At 55.3% G+C, this 15830-nt stretch carries 12 protein-coding genes; 11 read left to right on the forward strand and 1 reads right to left on the reverse strand.

Annotated elements, in window-relative coordinates; genetic code table 11:
- The first annotated feature begins 288 nt into the window (after nucleotides 1-288).
- Nucleotides 289-2496, forward strand: coding sequence for a glycoside hydrolase family 3 C-terminal domain-containing protein (locus WA354_RS24865; protein WP_472815721.1), 2208 nt, complete (start codon nucleotides 289-291; stop codon nucleotides 2494-2496).
- A gap of 2 nt (nucleotides 2497-2498) precedes the next feature.
- Here WA354_RS24865 and WA354_RS24870 read toward each other — a convergent pair whose 3' ends face one another.
- Nucleotides 2499-3587 (reverse strand): ATP-dependent DNA ligase, encoded by a 1089-nt coding sequence (locus tag WA354_RS24870; RefSeq protein ID WP_472815722.1) that lies wholly within the window; start codon nucleotides 3585-3587, stop codon nucleotides 2499-2501.
- Between the two features lie 118 nt (nucleotides 3588-3705).
- Here WA354_RS24870 and WA354_RS24875 point away from each other — a divergent pair, with 118 nt between their 5' ends.
- The 10 genes from WA354_RS24875 to WA354_RS24920 all read left to right on the forward strand — a co-directional run.
- A complete protein-coding gene (locus WA354_RS24875; protein ID WP_472815723.1) occupies nucleotides 3706-4623 on the forward strand; it encodes a D-hexose-6-phosphate mutarotase in 918 nt (305 codons plus the stop codon).
- Between the two features lie 526 nt (nucleotides 4624-5149).
- The gene (locus WA354_RS24880) at nucleotides 5150-6622 is read left to right on the forward strand and encodes a sigma-54 interaction domain-containing protein (protein WP_472815724.1); all 1473 of its coding nucleotides are present in this window, start codon (nucleotides 5150-5152) and stop codon (nucleotides 6620-6622) included.
- A 311-nt stretch (nucleotides 6623-6933) separates the two neighbouring features.
- The gene (locus WA354_RS24885) at nucleotides 6934-7821 is read left to right on the forward strand and encodes a sigma-54-dependent transcriptional regulator (RefSeq protein ID WP_472815725.1); all 888 of its coding nucleotides are present in this window, start codon (nucleotides 6934-6936) and stop codon (nucleotides 7819-7821) included.
- Nucleotides 7822-8261: 440 nt separating this feature from the next.
- A complete protein-coding gene (locus WA354_RS24890) occupies nucleotides 8262-8849 on the forward strand; it encodes a UpxY family transcription antiterminator (protein WP_472815732.1) in 588 nt (195 codons plus the stop codon).
- A 139-nt stretch (nucleotides 8850-8988) separates the two neighbouring features.
- Nucleotides 8989-9639 carry a polysaccharide biosynthesis/export family protein gene (locus WA354_RS24895; RefSeq protein ID WP_472815726.1) on the forward strand — a complete coding sequence of 217 codons (651 nt, stop codon included), beginning with the start codon at nucleotides 8989-8991 and terminating at the stop codon, nucleotides 9637-9639.
- A gap of 11 nt (nucleotides 9640-9650) precedes the next feature.
- Complete coding sequence (locus WA354_RS24900) at nucleotides 9651-10982, forward strand: hypothetical protein (RefSeq protein ID WP_472815727.1); 1332 nt, start codon at nucleotides 9651-9653, stop codon at nucleotides 10980-10982.
- A gap of 2 nt (nucleotides 10983-10984) precedes the next feature.
- A complete protein-coding gene (locus tag WA354_RS24905) occupies nucleotides 10985-12556 on the forward strand; it encodes an XrtA system polysaccharide chain length determinant (protein WP_472815728.1) in 1572 nt (523 codons plus the stop codon).
- Between the two features lie 13 nt (nucleotides 12557-12569).
- Nucleotides 12570-13562, forward strand: coding sequence for an ExeA family protein (locus WA354_RS24910; RefSeq protein WP_472815729.1), 993 nt, complete (start codon nucleotides 12570-12572; stop codon nucleotides 13560-13562).
- The gene (locus WA354_RS24915; protein ID WP_472815730.1) at nucleotides 13546-14541 is read left to right on the forward strand and encodes a CpsD/CapB family tyrosine-protein kinase; all 996 of its coding nucleotides are present in this window, start codon (nucleotides 13546-13548) and stop codon (nucleotides 14539-14541) included. The genes WA354_RS24910 and WA354_RS24915 overlap by 17 nt, the downstream gene beginning before the upstream one ends.
- A 325-nt stretch (nucleotides 14542-14866) precedes the next feature.
- The coding region (locus WA354_RS24920; protein WP_472815731.1) for a sugar transferase at nucleotides 14867-15830 on the forward strand (964 nt) is incomplete at its 3' end.

A 15830-nucleotide genomic window follows, 5' to 3' on the forward strand; every position in this document is an offset into this window, starting at 1 on the left:
GAAGCGGTGCGGAAGTACAAATTCAAGCCGGCGATGAAGGGCGGAACGCCTGTACCGGTGATGATGAGCATCGAGGTTAACTTCAGGCTGTACTGAGACAGGGTTCAGGGTTCAGAGATCAGGGACCAGAAAACGAGGGCGAGGCGCGATTGGCGCTTCGCTCTTTTGTTTTAGGGCTGTGGGCGGGTCCTGCATTGAAACGTCTACTGCGGCGTTAATCGATTTACTCAGGATGGGATCGCTCGGCGCGTGATAGTCTTCGGTGTTCTCGTCGAGGAGGAAATTGGGATGCGTCTAGCGGGCAGCAGGGGTGTGTTTTGGGTTCTGGGGCTGGTATTAATGTCGGGTCTGACGACGGTAGCGCGGGCACAGACTGACTATCCTTTCCGAAACACTTCGCTTTCGGACAGCGCGCGGATTCAGGATCTCTTGGGCCGTTTGACGCTGGACGAGAAGGTATCGCTCATGAGCGATCACCCCAAGTTTCCGCGGCTGGGGATTGTGTTCTCCGGCCAGGTGGAAGGACTGCATGGGCTGGCACTGGGCGGCCCGGGCGGATGGGGTGGACGGGGACGTCAGCCGGTGCCGACGACCACATTTCCGCAGGAGAAGGGACTGGGAGCAACCTGGGATCCGGACCTGCTGAAGAAGATTGCATCGCTCGAAGGATACGAAGCGCGGTACTACTATCAGAATCCGGTTTTCGATCGCGGCGGTGTAGTGGTGCGGGCGCCGAATGCCGATCTGAGCCGCGATCCGCGATGGGGACGGACGGAAGAGTCTCTTGGCGAGGACCCGTATCTGGTGGGTACGCTGACAGTGGCGTTTGTGCAGGGATTGCAGGGGCCGGATCCGAAACACTGGCAGGCTTCTTCGTTGATGAAGCATTTTCTGGCGAATGAGAATGAAGACGGACGCACGCACACGTCTTCGGATTTCGATGAGCGGCTGTTTCGCGAGTACTACTCGGTGCCCTTTCGGATGGGATTTGAGGAAGGTGGATCGCGCGCGGTGATGGCGTCGTACAACGCGTGGAACGGAATCCCGATGACGGTTAATCCGGTGCTGAAGAACGTGATGATCAAGGAGTGGGGCAATGACGGCTTGATCTGCACGGACGGCGGAGCGCTGGGACTGCTGATCACTGCGCACAAGGCGTTCCCGGATAAGGAGCATGGCTCAGCGGCGGCGGTGAAGGCGGGGATCAATCATTTTCTCGACACCTACAAGCCTGATCTGACCAAGGCATTGAAGGACGGTCTGCTGACGGAAGCGGACATGGATGCCGCGCTGAAGAATCTTTTAACCGTGTATCTGAAGCTTGGGGAGATGGACCCTCCGGGTGTTGATCCTTACGCGAAAATCGGGGTAGAGACGGGCGGCGAGATTCCACCGTGGGAGCGCGATTCAAGCAAGGCGCTGGCGAGGCAGGCAACGGATGAGTCAATCGTGCTTCTGAAGAATGAGGGGAACACGCTGCCGCTCGACAAGACGAAGTTGAAGACGATTGCAGTGATTGGTCCCTGGATCGACCAGGTGCTGCAGGACTGGTACAGCGGAACGTGGCCGTATTCGGTGACGATTCTCGACGGCATACGCCAGGCCGCGGGCGCGAACGTGAAATTGCTGTTCGCGGACGGATCTAATCTGGAAGAGGCGGCTTCGCTGGCGAAGAAGGCCGACGTGGCAATCGTCGTCGTCGGCAATCATCCGGTGTGCAACGCAGGGTGGGATCAGTGCCCGGTGCCATCGAACGGAAAAGAGGATGTGGATCGCAAGACCATTGTGCTGGAGCAAGAAGAACTGGTGAAGAAGGTATTTGCAGCGAATCCGAAAACGATCGAGGTGTTGCGGTCGAGTTTTCCGTATGCCATTGTCTGGAGCCAGCAGAATGTTCCCGCGATTGTGCATATGACGCATAACAGCCAGGAAGAGGGCCACGGACTGGCCGATGTTTTGTTTGGCGATTACTCGCCTGCGGGCCGTCTGACGCAGACATGGCCAACGGGGGACGCGCAGTTACTGCCGATTCTGGACTATAACCTGCTGGATGGACGGACGTACTTGTACAGCAAAGAAAAGCCGCTGTATCCATTTGGATACGGGCTGAGCTACACGACGTTTGACTACAAGGGAGTGAGTCCGAGTTCGTCGCACATGGATGCGGACGGCAGCGTGCAGGTTCATGTGAAGGTGAAGAACACGGGAAAGCGTGCAAGCGACGAAGTTGTGCAGATGTATGTGCAGCATGAAGGCTCCGCGGTCACGCGTCCGCAACTGGAACTCAAGGGATTCAAGCGCGTGCGGCTTGAGGCGGGGGCTGAAAAAGATGTAACGATGGAGTTGAAGGCGCGCGACCTGGCGTACTGGGATGCTCCGGGACACGTTTGGCGCGTCGAGAGAGAGAAAGTCCGCGTGCTCGCGGGCGGATCGAGTGACAAGCTGCCGGTCCAGACGACGGTGGATGTGACCGGGACAAAGGATTACAAGCCTTAGAACTAGCGACCACGGGCGAAGATGGATTTCAGTTCTTCGGGCGGGACAACCTCCAGTTGCGCGAAGGTGCAAGTGGCTGGCTTGCGATCTTTGCGCCAGCGGCGAAAGTGTGCCATGTGACGGAATCGGCCGCTCTGCATGTGCTCGTAAGAGACCTCGACGACGAGCTCGGGGCGCAGCGGTTCCCAGGAGAGATCTTTGCCGTGGCTCCAGCGGCTCTTGCCGCCGGGCATGCGATGTTCGGCGGCGCGTTGAAGTTCATCAGGATTCTCCCAGTCCTTCCAGGGATGACCACGCAGAGCGTTCTTGCGATAAGGCGTGAGAAAGTCGAGGAGTTCGTGACGTGTTTCGGCGGAGAAGCTGGAGCATACGCCAACGTGCTGCAGTGCTTTTGACTCATCGTAAAGGCCGAGCAGAAGCGATCCGACCTGCTTTCCTTCAGCCTGTTTATACCAACGAAAGCCCGCAACAACGCAGTCGCAATCACGCTCGTGCTTGATTTTAAGCATGACGCGCTTGTCGGGTTGATATGGGAGGTCAACGGGCTTGGCGACGACTCCATCGAGACCGGCCCCTTCAAATCGACTGAACCAGTCGATTGCGGTTTTGCGATCTTCGGTAGCAGGGGTGATGTGGATCGGAGGCTTGGTGGACTTCAACAGCAATTCCAACTCGGCTCGGCGTTTGCGAAAGGGAAGACCTCGAAGGTCGCGAACGCCTTTGCAGAGCAGGTCGAAAAAGATGCAGGAAGCCGGAGTTTGAGAAGCCAGGAGTTTTACGCGCGAGGCCGCCGGATGGATGCGAAGCTGCAATGCGTCGAAGTCGAGGCGGCCATCGTTCGCAATGACGAGTTCGCCGTCGAGAACGCATTTCGAAGGGAGTTGTTGGCGAAGGGGATCGATCATTTCGGGAAAGTATCGGTTGAGCGGCTTTTTATCGCGACTCTGAATGAGCACCTCATTGCCGTCACGAAATACCAGGACGCGGAAGCCGTCCCACTTGGGTTCGTAGATCCATTTACCTTCCCTGGGCACTTCTTCCACGCGCTTGGCAAGCATGGGCAGGATAGGCGGATTAACGACGAGATTCATTTTTGAGGATCACCATTAAGGCCACGCTCGGTGAGGGAACGCCGTTACTGAGTGGATGCGGGACGCGACAAATGATGTTGTCCTTCCGACGAGGTTGATTCAGTAGAATCCGGGAAGTATGGAAAACGACACGAAAATAGACGCTCTGAATGAACTTTTCTCAATTCCGGGAATCACCCGGATCGTCCGCGGGAACGGTGATCTGCCAAAGATTGCTATTGAAACGAAATCGGCGACCGCGGAAATCTATCTTTACGGCGCGCAGGTGACCGCGTGGAAGCCGGCGGATGGGGACGAAGTATTGTTTGTGAGCGAGAAGTCGTATTGGGAAGCGGGGCGTGCAATTCGCGGTGGCATTCCAGTGTGCTTTCCATGGTTTCGCTGGAAGGCAAATGATCCCCATGCGCCGTCTCATGGATTTGTGCGGACGAAGGAGTGGCAGGTTGAATCGGTTTCGACGGAGCCTAGTGATTGTGTCCGTGTTTGTCTTTCGACGGCGAGCGATGAGTCGACGCGACGCTGGTGGCCTTTTGAATTCCGTCTCGAATATCGCATCACGGTTGGAATGAGCTTGCGGCTGGAACTGGAGATGGAGAATTGCGGATCGACGACGTTGCGATTCGAAGAAGCTCTGCATACATACTTCAAAGTGAGCGACGTGGAACGGGTTAGAGTACGCGGTCTGGACGACGTGGCTTATCTGGATAACTGCGACGGGAATCGCCAGAAGACCCAACGCGGTGATTTAGTCCTCGCGAGGCAAACCGACAACGCTTACCAGGATGCGATCGGTCCGGTGGAGATTATGGATCCTGAGCTGAGGCGGATTCTGAAGACGGAGAAGCAGGCATCGGCGTCAACGATCGTTTGGAATCCGTGGAGTGATGGAGCATCTTCGATGGCGGATCTGGGCGATCGCGAATGGCGTGGAATGCTCTGCGCAGAGGGCGCCAATATTGGAACTTCGGCGATTGACCTAAGTCCGGGGCAGAGTCATTCGATGACGATCACGATTCGGGTTGCCGGCGAATCGTAATCCAGCCGCAGCGAAGCTTCGCGTAGCCTTGGAATCTTAGATTACCGATGTTTAACTTTCGCCAGCGCAAGTAATCATGTTATCGATAGTCAGTAATTCCGCCTGCAAGCTTCGGCCTGGCAGTCTTTGTGATCATCATGCTGAAAATAAATATGTTATATGTAGTTTAAACTTTCGAGTGTTACCAAAGGGGCATTGACTCGGAAATCTACCTATCCTACAGTAGCGACTCCTAACACGGGTGGGACCGTTGAGTCTCAGACGGCCTACTTTCTACGTCCGCATCGTCTGGTGTTCGTTGAAATTGTGTGACGGGCTACAACCAAGGGCACCGGGCACTTAGAGGTTCCTGTCAAGTTGGCGCCTCCTCATTGTTTACGGTCAACCTCAGTTTTCTTCAGAAGGCTGACCGATCTGACATTTCTTGCGGACATTGCAAATGGACTTCTTGCGTCGCCAGTCAGGTTCGACTGGTTGAATGACGTTAATCCGGTTTGCCTTTGAAAGATTTTCCCCCAGGTGCCTTGTGAAGCCTACCCTGCTTATCCTCAGCGTTCTCCGATCCGCCGAAACCCGCTCGTTGTTGACTGGTGTTCTCGAGAGTGCTGGCCACAAGCTGGTCCATGCGGCCAACTGCGAGCAATCTCAAATTCTTCTCAGCAACGGACTCGAGCCCGATTTGGTGTTCATCGAGTCACCGCCTGCCGCGAGCTTTTCCGAGCTTTTTGATACTTTTCAAGCAGCGTCGAAAACAGCCGTCTGCCTTGTTTACGGTCCGGGGGACGAGCAGATAAAGGGCCAGGCTGGAGTGCTTGGGATCTCGCTTTTCCTTGAGCGGCCCATTGCGGTGGCCGATGTGTCGGTGATGGTTGAGAAGGTGTGCAATGCGAACACGAATGGATCTGAAAAGGTGACGGGGCATATGACGGCGCCTGAATTGATCCGCGCAAATTCGGCGCATGCCGGCAGAGTGCTGGAGGAACTTGCGGACGGAAGATATTTCCTGGCGGTTGCCAGCTCCATGTTGAAGATCCATCGACAGGTTCAACTTCTTGCGAGCGTTGACGCTCCAGTTTTGATTCTCGGTGAGAGCGGCACGGGTAAAGAAGTCATAGCCCACCTCATTCACAAGCACTCGCGCCGCTCGCCGCATCGCTTCGTCAATGTGAACTGTGCAGCACTGCCGACAGATCTGCTTGAGAGCGAACTGTTCGGGTACCAACAGGGCGCGTTCACAGGAGCCATCAAGGACAAGCCCGGCAAATTTGAGCAGGCCCATCGAGGCACGCTGCTGCTCGACGAGATCGGCGAGATGAGTGCGCAGATGCAGGCGAAGCTCTTGCACGTGCTTCAGGACGGCCAGTTCAATCGCCTTGGCGCACGCGAAAGCAGCAGGGTGGATGTGCGTGTGCTCGCGGCCACGAATGTGCAAATCGAAAGTGCTCTGGTGGGTAAGACGTTCCGCGAAGACCTGTACTATCGGCTGAACGTATTTACGATTAACGTCCCTCCGTTGCGCGAGCGGCGCGAAGAGATTCCTTACCTGATTGAGGAGACCATCCGTAGATCGCCGGAGATATTACGGGGCGGGAGTGATTTTGCCTTTCCCTCCCGACTGATGGACGCCGTTCTTCTCTACGACTGGCGTGGGAACGTGCGCGAACTGCGGAATTTCATTACCCGCACGATGACGATGCGCGATCCTGACACGGCGATCAGGGAGTTGGAGACAAAGATCGGCGCAGGATCTCGGGTCGTACAGGAGGAGCCGGTCCCGGCGCCCCTCAATGAAAATGCGGGCATGCGTTCCGTTGTGCGCGACATGAAGGATCGTGCCGAGGCGCTGATGATCAAGGACGCGCTGGAGGTCTCAGGCTGGAACCGGCGGCACGCGGCCAAATATCTCAACATCAGCTACCGAGGTTTGTTGTACAAGATCCAGCAACATCAACTCGCGCCGCGGGCCTCTGCCTGGAGCCGACCTCCGTCAGGGATTTGAAGCGGTAAAACCGGGCTCGAGAACATCATTTCTTTCATATCGGAGCCGATGACGCGCAGGTCCGGTCATAGTCTGCGTCGCATCGGTTCCGACCATCCTCACCGAAGGCCCTAACTACAGTGGACAGTTTAAATTGCAGTCTGTATGCACATCGGTGGAAAGAGTGTGCAAACTTTTGCACACTCCGATCGCTCCGAAGGGCAAGCCGAGCCAAATCTGGTTAATTTCCGGCGAAAATGGGTCGAAAACAGGTGAAATGTTCTCCAAGTATCCGTCACTATTGGTCATGAACTTGCTTTTATTGCCGCAGGATGGAAACTTTTGTGCCCGCAGAAACTGCCCACGTCGTTGAAAGCATCAAATTGCCAAGCACTGAGTCCATCTTCGGAAGCACCGCTGGAATGCGTGAGATCCAACAGGAAATCGAGCGAGCAAGGCACGACGACCTGCCTGTCCTGATCGAAGGCGAAAGCGGAACCGGCAAAGAAGTAATCGGCCGGTTTCTGCATATGTATTCAGCTCGCAGGGACGGACCGTTTTTGAAGTTCAACTGCTCTGCGGCGTCAACGAAGCTGCTGGAAGGCGAGATGTTCGGCTACGAGAAAGGCGCAAGCCGAGATGTGCCGGAGACCACAAGTGGCGCAATTGGCCTGGCTTCGGGTGGATTGCTCTTTCTCGATGAGATTGACGACATGGAGGTCTCCCTGCAAGAGAAACTCATGCGGACCCTTATATCAGGCCATTACCGCCGTATTGGCGGCCGGGAAGATCTGGCCGTGACAACCCGATTCGTGTGCTCCACGAGTATCAACCTGGAGGCGGGATTGCGAAGCCCCAATTTTCAGGGGGAATTGCTGGGATGTTTCGCTCATCGCGTGCGTCTGCTCCCGCTCCGCGAGCGCAAGCAGGACATCCCGCAACTTTGCGATTACCTGCTTGAGAAATTCGCCCGCGATTTTGGCCGCCCGGTCCCGCACCTCAGCTCGGAAGCACTGGATGTCTTTCTGCAGTGGAAATGGCCGGGGAATGTTCGGGAGCTAGAGAACTGGATTGCACGGATCGTAATTTTCGGTGCCGAGGAGGTTGTTGGCCTTGAGTTTAGCCGCCAGCTCGTGGCTGGGCGGGAGCCCGCAATGCGGTACCATCGCACGGCTCATACGAGTTTGGGCCGAGCCAGAGGTCTCCGGCGGCGGAGATGAGAAGTTACCAGGGGGTCATGCGGAAAGGCTGGGTTCTGGGAAACTTGGAGTGCACACTGACACAGAAGTAACGATATGCCGGTTTCTGAAGTTTGAAATCGAACACAGAACGAATGACACGCAACCTATTTTAGAATCAGAAGCTTGGAATTGCAATGCACCCGGTGGTTCACAGTTACTGAGGGAGCGCCGAATGGTTACCGGAGAGGTACTTCGCCGACCCTAATAGGGCATTGTGGAACTCATCAGGGTCACCGACTATTGAGCAGGATTTCTTCCCTGCTTCCTAGTCAGATGTCAGTTGTCGGAACTCGGGAAAAATCGGGCGTCCGAGAGTTTTAGAAATGTTGGTTATGTAACTCACAGGGCGAAGCTACGCCCTGAAATGAATCTCAAGCGCAGTGCCTGAGGGTGACCCGACAGTCATGACATTGAAAAGCATGGAATCGCCAGCGGAAAAGGGAGCCCCATGGTGTGCGGTTTACACCCGCCATCAGCATGAGAGATCGATTGGAGAAATGCTGGAGGCAAAGGGATTCGAGGTTTTTCTCCCCCTCTATGAGTCCACGCGCCGGTGGAAGGACCGGCGCAAGGTTCTCTCGCTGCCTCTGTTTCCTTGCTACATTTTTCTGCGGGGAGCTCATGAGCGGCGGCTGCCTGTGCTGTCGACCCCAGGCGTGCACATGATTATTAGCCGAGGTGAGCGCGTCGAGACCATCCCCGAGGAAGAGATCGAGGCTATTCGGAGGATCGTCGCAGGCCAGCTTGATGTGGAGCCTCATCCGTTTCTTCGCTGCGGCGAACGGGTCCGGGTGGTGCGCGGGTCTCTGGAAGGTGTGGAGGGCATTTTGACGCGCAAAAAGAACCTGTATCGATTGGTTCTCTCTGTGGAGATGCTGGCTCAGTCAGTTTCGGTCGAAATTGATGCTTTGGATGTGGCGCCAGTGATGCAGCGAACTGTGGTTGATATGTACCCCGAAGGGCAGCAATCAGAAGCATTCATTAGGAATTCGTTTGCCGGCAGGTGACCAAGCAGTTCTTCAGTGGGATTGACCTCGCACGTCCTTTATTCGCTGACCGAGGATGCTCCACTAGGCAGTGCACGAAAAGCGTCGAAGCGAGCAGGAAACGACTTCGCGCGCCAGCGTTGATCAAGCAGGAGTGGTTATGAAGTGCAGGGTCGTACAAGCGCTCGTACTGGGACTCGCTCTTGCTGCTGTGGGTCCTTTATTTGGTCAAACACAGTCCGGTGGCCAGGCCAGCGGAGCAGATGCGGCTGTGGCGAATGCCGGTACGCTGCCGGAAGCAGCCCCGAACAACAAGGCCCATGACCAGAACTTCATAATCGGTAATGACGACGTACTCGCAATCAGCGTCTGGAAGGAACCCGAACTAACCAAGGCGATTCCGGTGCGTTCCGACGGGAAAATCTCGATGCCGTTGGTGGGTGAGTTGCAAGCCACGGGCCGGACCCCGCTGCAGTTAGAGCGAGACATTACCGAGAAGTTGAAGAACTTCATTACCACGCCGGAAGTCACGGTGATTGTTCAGACGGTCAACAGCAGGAAGTTCAACATACTCGGAGAAGTATCGAAGCCGGGCGAGTATCCGCTGACAGCCTCGACAACAATCGTGGACGCAATTGCAACAGCGGGCGGTTTCCGTGATTTCGCAAAGAAAACAGGCGTGTACATACTGCGCAAGAGCCCTGATGGCACCGAGAGCCACCTGAAGTTCAATTACAAGGAATTCATCAAGGGCAAGAATTCAAGCCAGAACGTCAGGATTGAGCCGAACGACACCATCATCGTTCCGTAGGAGTGACCTCAATGCTTAAAATCGCCTGCGTTTGTCTCATGTTTGCCGCAGGAACACCGCTGTGGTCGCAGGTAGAGCCCAGCGGATCGGGCGGCGGTGGCGGTCTCGGCGACAGCCGCATGATGACGCCTGCGCCGGTAGGTGGAGGAGGCTATCCCGGGAATGTGGGCTCTGAAGAGCGCTCAAATTACCTAGCCGGCGGATTGATTTTCACAGGCGCTTATGTAGACAACCTGATGTTGGAAAATGGCGCGAAACCTATTTCTGATGAAACCTACTCATTTCTTCCGTCAATTGGTTTCGACCGGGGTACCGCCAGGCAGCACCAGTCGTTGAGCTACAGTACGGGATTCACGCTCTATCAGCATACGAGCGATTTCAACTCCGTTACGCAGAACGCTGCAGGCAGATATCAGTTTCGCATTAGCCCCTATACGGTTCTGACTCTCGGAGATACTTTCAGCCAGAATAACAACCTCTACAACCAGTCGAATCCGTTTGCCTCGAATGGGATTTCAGGAACACCAGGACAATCGAACCAAGCGTTGATCTCGCCTTACCAAAACCAACTCGCCAATTCCTCGAACGCTGACATTCATTACCAGTACGCAAAGAACGCGATGATTGGCGCAAGCGGCTCATACTCGTTGCAGCAGTTTTCCGGATCTGTGGAGTTCACGGGACTGAACAATGAGGGCACAGCGGGCGCCAGCGGTTTTTTCAGTCGCAGGATTGCCGGAGCGCACTATGTTGGGGCAACGTATCAGTTCTCGAAGTTTGTCACACATCCGATCGGCACCTATACGGTGACTCAAACCATCTTCGGGTTTTACACCTACTATTTCAATAAGTCCTTCTCCCTCTCCGTTCTGGGCGGCCCGGAGCACTACACGTTCTGGGGCGCCGGTACGCCGAGTCAAGGAGCCTGGAGTCCCGCAATCCAACTCAGCTTAGGATGGCAGACACGTCGGACGAACCTCGCTGCCAGTTACTCCCACATCGTGTCCGGTGCGGGGGGCCTTATCGGGACCTACCATTCAGATACGGCTAGCCTGAGTGGTCGTTATGCGTTTTCGCGTACGTGGGGCTTCGGCGCGAATGTGAGCTACGGGTTGTTCGATAATGTCAATTCCACCGCGGCTGTTGTATATGGAAACGGCGGAAATAGCATTTTCGGCGGAGTGAATGCCGATCACCGGATCACGGACAGGCTGAGTGCACAAGCCGGTTATGGCCATTTTCATCAGGACTATCCTGGTATCCCGGGCTCGGCCACTTATCCTGACTCGAATCGCGTGAACATTTCTCTCATGTATCAATTCAACCGCCCCTTAGGACGATAACGATGCCTGAACTGATCGAAGAGCAAGAATCAGCACAACCCGATTTTGACCGATATGCCGACCTGATCCGTCGGCGGCATATGTACTTTCTCGTCCCGTTATTCCTGGGCTGGCTCATCGTCTGGGGAAGCAGCTGGATACTCACGACGAAGTACAAATCGAGCACGTTGATTCTCGTCGAGCAACCGACGATGCCGCAGAGTTATGTGGCGCCTAACGTGAACGAGAATCTGCAAGAGCGTCTGCAAAGTATCACGCAGCAGATCCTCAGCCGAACACGACTACTAATGATTATCAACAAGCTCAACCTCTACGGCGACGCGCAAGGGCTGAAAACGCCGGACGACAAGGTCGAGGCGTTGCGCAAAGACATCAACGTCGACCTCGTGCGGGACAGCCGTAACCAGGAGATCACCGCGTTCAGGGTGAGCTTCTCTGCGCACAACCCGGTTCTGGCCCAGAAGGTCACGAGCGAGCTGACACAACTGTTCATCGGCGAAAATGGCAAGGTTCGCCTGGAGCAGTCACAAGGCACGACGAATTTCATTGAACAGCAACTCAGAGATGCGGAGGTGGTGCTGGCGGCCCAAGAGGCGAAGGTAAAGCAGTTCGAGGCCGAGCACGAAGGAGCACTGCCAACCCAGCAGACCAGCAATCTTCAAATCCTTTCCGGTCTTCAGGGGCAGTTGCAGAACGAGCAGGACTCGTTGAACACCGCCAAGCAACAGCGGGTCTATTTCCAAACGTTGATCGAGCAGTATAAGAACGTTCACGCATCTGGTCGGTCCATAGACGGGACGCCGACGGGGGTCACCGCGCTGGATCAACAGCTGAACAGCCTTCAGGTTCAGCTGACAGAACTCAGCTCGCACTATACGGACTCCTACCCTGACGTGCAGAAGGTAAAGGCGCAGATCGCCAAGGTGGAGAAGCAGAAGCAGGAACTCCTGGCCGCACCCAAAACCGGTTCCAAGCAGGCAAATGAAACAGAGTCCACGCCGATGCTGCAGTTGCAGAGCCAACTCCAGGCCAATCAGCTTGAGATCGCAAGCCGTGAGCGAGCGATTTCCGGGCTCGAAGCGCGCATTAACGAGTACCAGGGAAGGCTAAACTCTGCGCCGGCAACGGAACAGCAACTCGCCGACATTACACGTGGATATGAGCAGTCGAAGGCGAACTACGACGATCTCCTGAAGAAGAAGAATCAATCGGTCATGGCAACGAGCATGGAGGAGATGCAGCAGGGGGAACGCTTCACGATACTCGATCCGCCAAGCCTTCCGGATAAGCCCGACTTCCCGAATCGCCTGAAGTTCTGCGGGATGGGCATTGGGGTGGGCCTGGCGCTGGGATGCCTGTTCGTGTTCCTGTTGGAGTTTTTCGACGATCGTATGCACGCAGAGAGGGAACTCAAGGCACTGCTCCCGATCACTGTCATGGCGGAAATTCCCGAAATTCAGAGTCCCTTGGACCTGCAACGGCAGAAGAGACGCCTGGTCCTGGGTTGGACCATGGCAGCCATTGTTGGTGCGGTCATAGCGGCTGGTTCAACTTTCAGCTTTTTGCGAGGATAGTTCACAGGTCTCCATGTACAAGAGCTTTTACAACCTGACGCGGAACCCATTCGACCTATCGCCGGACCCCACATGCTTTGTGGCGACGGCACGGCACAATGAAGCACTTGCCGCCCTTTACTATGGCATTGTTCGGCACAAGGGCGTCGTGGTCGTGACGGGAGAAGTTGGGACGGGCAAGACGCTCATGCTCCGTTGCCTGCTGCAGCTTTTCAAGTCGAGCAGCGAAATCTCGTATGCGTATCTGTTCAATTGCCGTCTGTCCTCAAACGAGTTTCTGCACTATGTGGCCGCGGATTTCGGCCTGGAGGCCAATGAGCAGCGGAGCAAGAGCGGACTTCTACTGGACCTGAGCAGGTACGTAACTTCGCGTGGTCTTCAAGGGCTGACCACTGTGCTGATTGTGGATGAGGCCCACAACCTCTCGGTGGAGCTTTTGGAGGAGATTCGGCTCCTCTCAAACCTCGAGACAAACGATGACAAGCTTCTTCAGATCGTGCTCGTGGGTCAGCCCGAACTCGATTTGAAACTGGACTCATTTGACCTGCGGCCGTTGAAGCAGAGAATTGCGTTTCGCGCGCACCTTTCACCACTTGATGAGCAGGATACGGAGAAGTACATCCATGAACGTCTGGCGATTGCGGGAGCAGGCTCCAGGGCTGAGCCGTTGTTCTCGCCCGAAGCATTGAAGGCTATAAATAAATACTCGAAGGGATTCCCGCGCCTGATCAACACCATCTGCGAGAACGCCTTGATTACGGGATATGCGCAGCAATTGACCACCATCTCGCCAGAGATCATCACGGGCGTTGCCAGGGACTTCCATTTAAGCTCCAACGGTTTCAAACTGAACAAGAAAGCGGACGGTGAGGCAGATCTCGATCTGGAGCGGGCCAAGAATTTCTTTCTTGATCTTTACTCAGCAATGAAAAGACCCACGGAATCCGATTCAGAGTTGAATGCACCTATCACAGTTGAAGCGGGGGAACATGAGTCAGATATTTGATGCACTGCAACGTTCAGAAACAGAGAGGAACGGGAAAGATCCGGCAGTTCCGTCCGCCACCGAGCTGCTGCCGCGCACGGAGAGTTTCGCTGCGGACAGCCCGATGGACAGGCCGCGCAATTCCTGGACCGCAACCGCCGTTGCAGAGCCCGGTTTGGATGCTGCTGAGCTGACCCAGGGTCCTCTGCCTGGCCTCAGCGTCAACTTGTTTACGGCCAAGTCGGTAAAGCCGGTTGAGGCACAGTCGGAAGGATTCAAGCAGTGCGAGGTGCTCAGCATCTCCCCCTCTCTCGAGAGCCACCTCGTTTGTCTTCCGGACAGCGAAAGCCACGCAAACGAAGCTTTTCATCTCCTTGGTGTACGTCTACGTCACCTGCGCCGCCAGCGACCGCTAAAGAAGGTTCTTATTACGAGTACCATCCCTCAGGAAGGGAAGAGCATGGTGGCCGGCAATCTTGCATGTACTCTCGCGCTTCACACGGACCAGAAGGTGTTGTTGCTCGAAGGTGATATCCGGAGACCTACGCAGTCGAAGGTTTTCGGGATCCCGAGAAGGCCGGGCATTTGTGAATGGCTAAACGGTGAGCAGTCGCTTGTTAAGAGCGTTTACCGGCTGGAGGGCGCAGGCATCTGGATTTTACCTGCAGGAAACGGGACCGGGAATTCGCTGGAGATGCTGCAGTCCGGCGCAGCGACGCCGATGATGGAGCAGCTGACGAATTGGTTTGACTGGGTCATCATCGATTCTCCGCCGGTACTTCCGCTGGCAGACACCAGTGTCTGGACTAATCTGGCAGATGGAATTCTGCTTGTGACGCGGCAGGGGATTACGCACAAACGCCATTTGAAGCGCGGACTAGATGCAGTCGGACCACAGAAGTTGATTGGGGCGCTATTGAATAGCGCGAAGAATGCGGAAGCGGCCGACTATTACTATCGCCCGAACAACCGGTTACCAAACGACGATGCGGAAAGTTGATTCTCCTCGGTAATCTGTGGGGAGTTGCTTATTCTCTCAATGGAAGAGATGAGAATGATTTCTTTGTTAGAACTTTAACCTAGGGTCCGAGTGTTCGAGCGAAGCTGTGTCAGCAAGTTTTTGGCAGTTTCAAAGCATTGAGCTAGGGATCATGAGCCTTGGGAGGTTAGCAGTGAACACGGGAAGGCAAAGTCGGCAGATAATTGCTATTGATCCTCTGAACGAACCAGCGTTGGAACGCGGAGACCTGGACGAGGAGAGTTTTAGACGACTGATTGCTGTTGAGCGCAAGCGAACGGAACGTTCGAAGGCTCCGTTCGTTCTAATGCTGCTCGAGGTAGCGAACCAGAATTCAGACAGAGCGGCACAGGCACTCAAGTCGGCAATGTCGGTCTTGCTCGCATCGAGCCGCGATACAGACCTGGTCGGCTGGTACAAAGAGAAGACCACGATCGGCGCATTGTTCACCGGACTGGTTGCGAGCGATAAGAGCACGGCCCTCACGACGATTCTCACCCGGGTGAGCAGCACACTTCGGGGCGAATTAAGTTTCGAGCAGTTCAATCTGATTAATATCTCTCTACACTACTATCCAGACGACTGGGATCAGGATGGGCCGGGGCGTCCGAGCAATCCCGCGCTCTATCCGGATCTTTCTAAACAGGCCAGCGGGAAGCAGCCGTTGCTGATTTTGAAGCGTGCTATCGACATTATGGGAGGCCTGGTCCTCTCGCTGATTTGCCTGCCGTTCTGTGTGTTAATCGCCATTGCGATCAAGGCCACGTCGAAGGGCCCAATCCTGTTTCGCCAGATGCGAGTGGGACAACATGGAAAGCAGTTCATGTTCCTGAAATTCCGCTCGATGTATGCTGACAACGATCACAGCATTCACCGCGAGTACGTCACGAAGCTGATCAACAACGAAACCCCGGCGGCATCAACTAGTCCAATAGAGACGGTGTACAAGCTTACGGGCGATAAGCGAATCACGCCGATCGGCCGGTTTCTTCGCAGAACGAGTCTTGATGAATTGCCCCAGTTTCTCAATGTCCTTCGTGGCGAAATGTCACTTGTCGGACCACGGCCTCCGATTCCATATGAGCTGGCAGCGTACCAGACATGGCATCGTCGCAGACTGCTCGAAGTAAAGCCCGGCGTAACTGGATTGTGGCAAGTTACAGGTAGAAGCACTGTTGATTTCGATGCAATGGTTCGACTCGACCTGAAATATGCCATCGCATGGAGTCCGTGGCTCGATATCAAAATCCTCCTCCGCACGCCCCTTGCCG

The organism is Occallatibacter sp., assembly GCF_049802275.1.
Lineage (GTDB): Bacteria > Acidobacteriota > Terriglobia > Terriglobales > Acidobacteriaceae > Telmatobacter.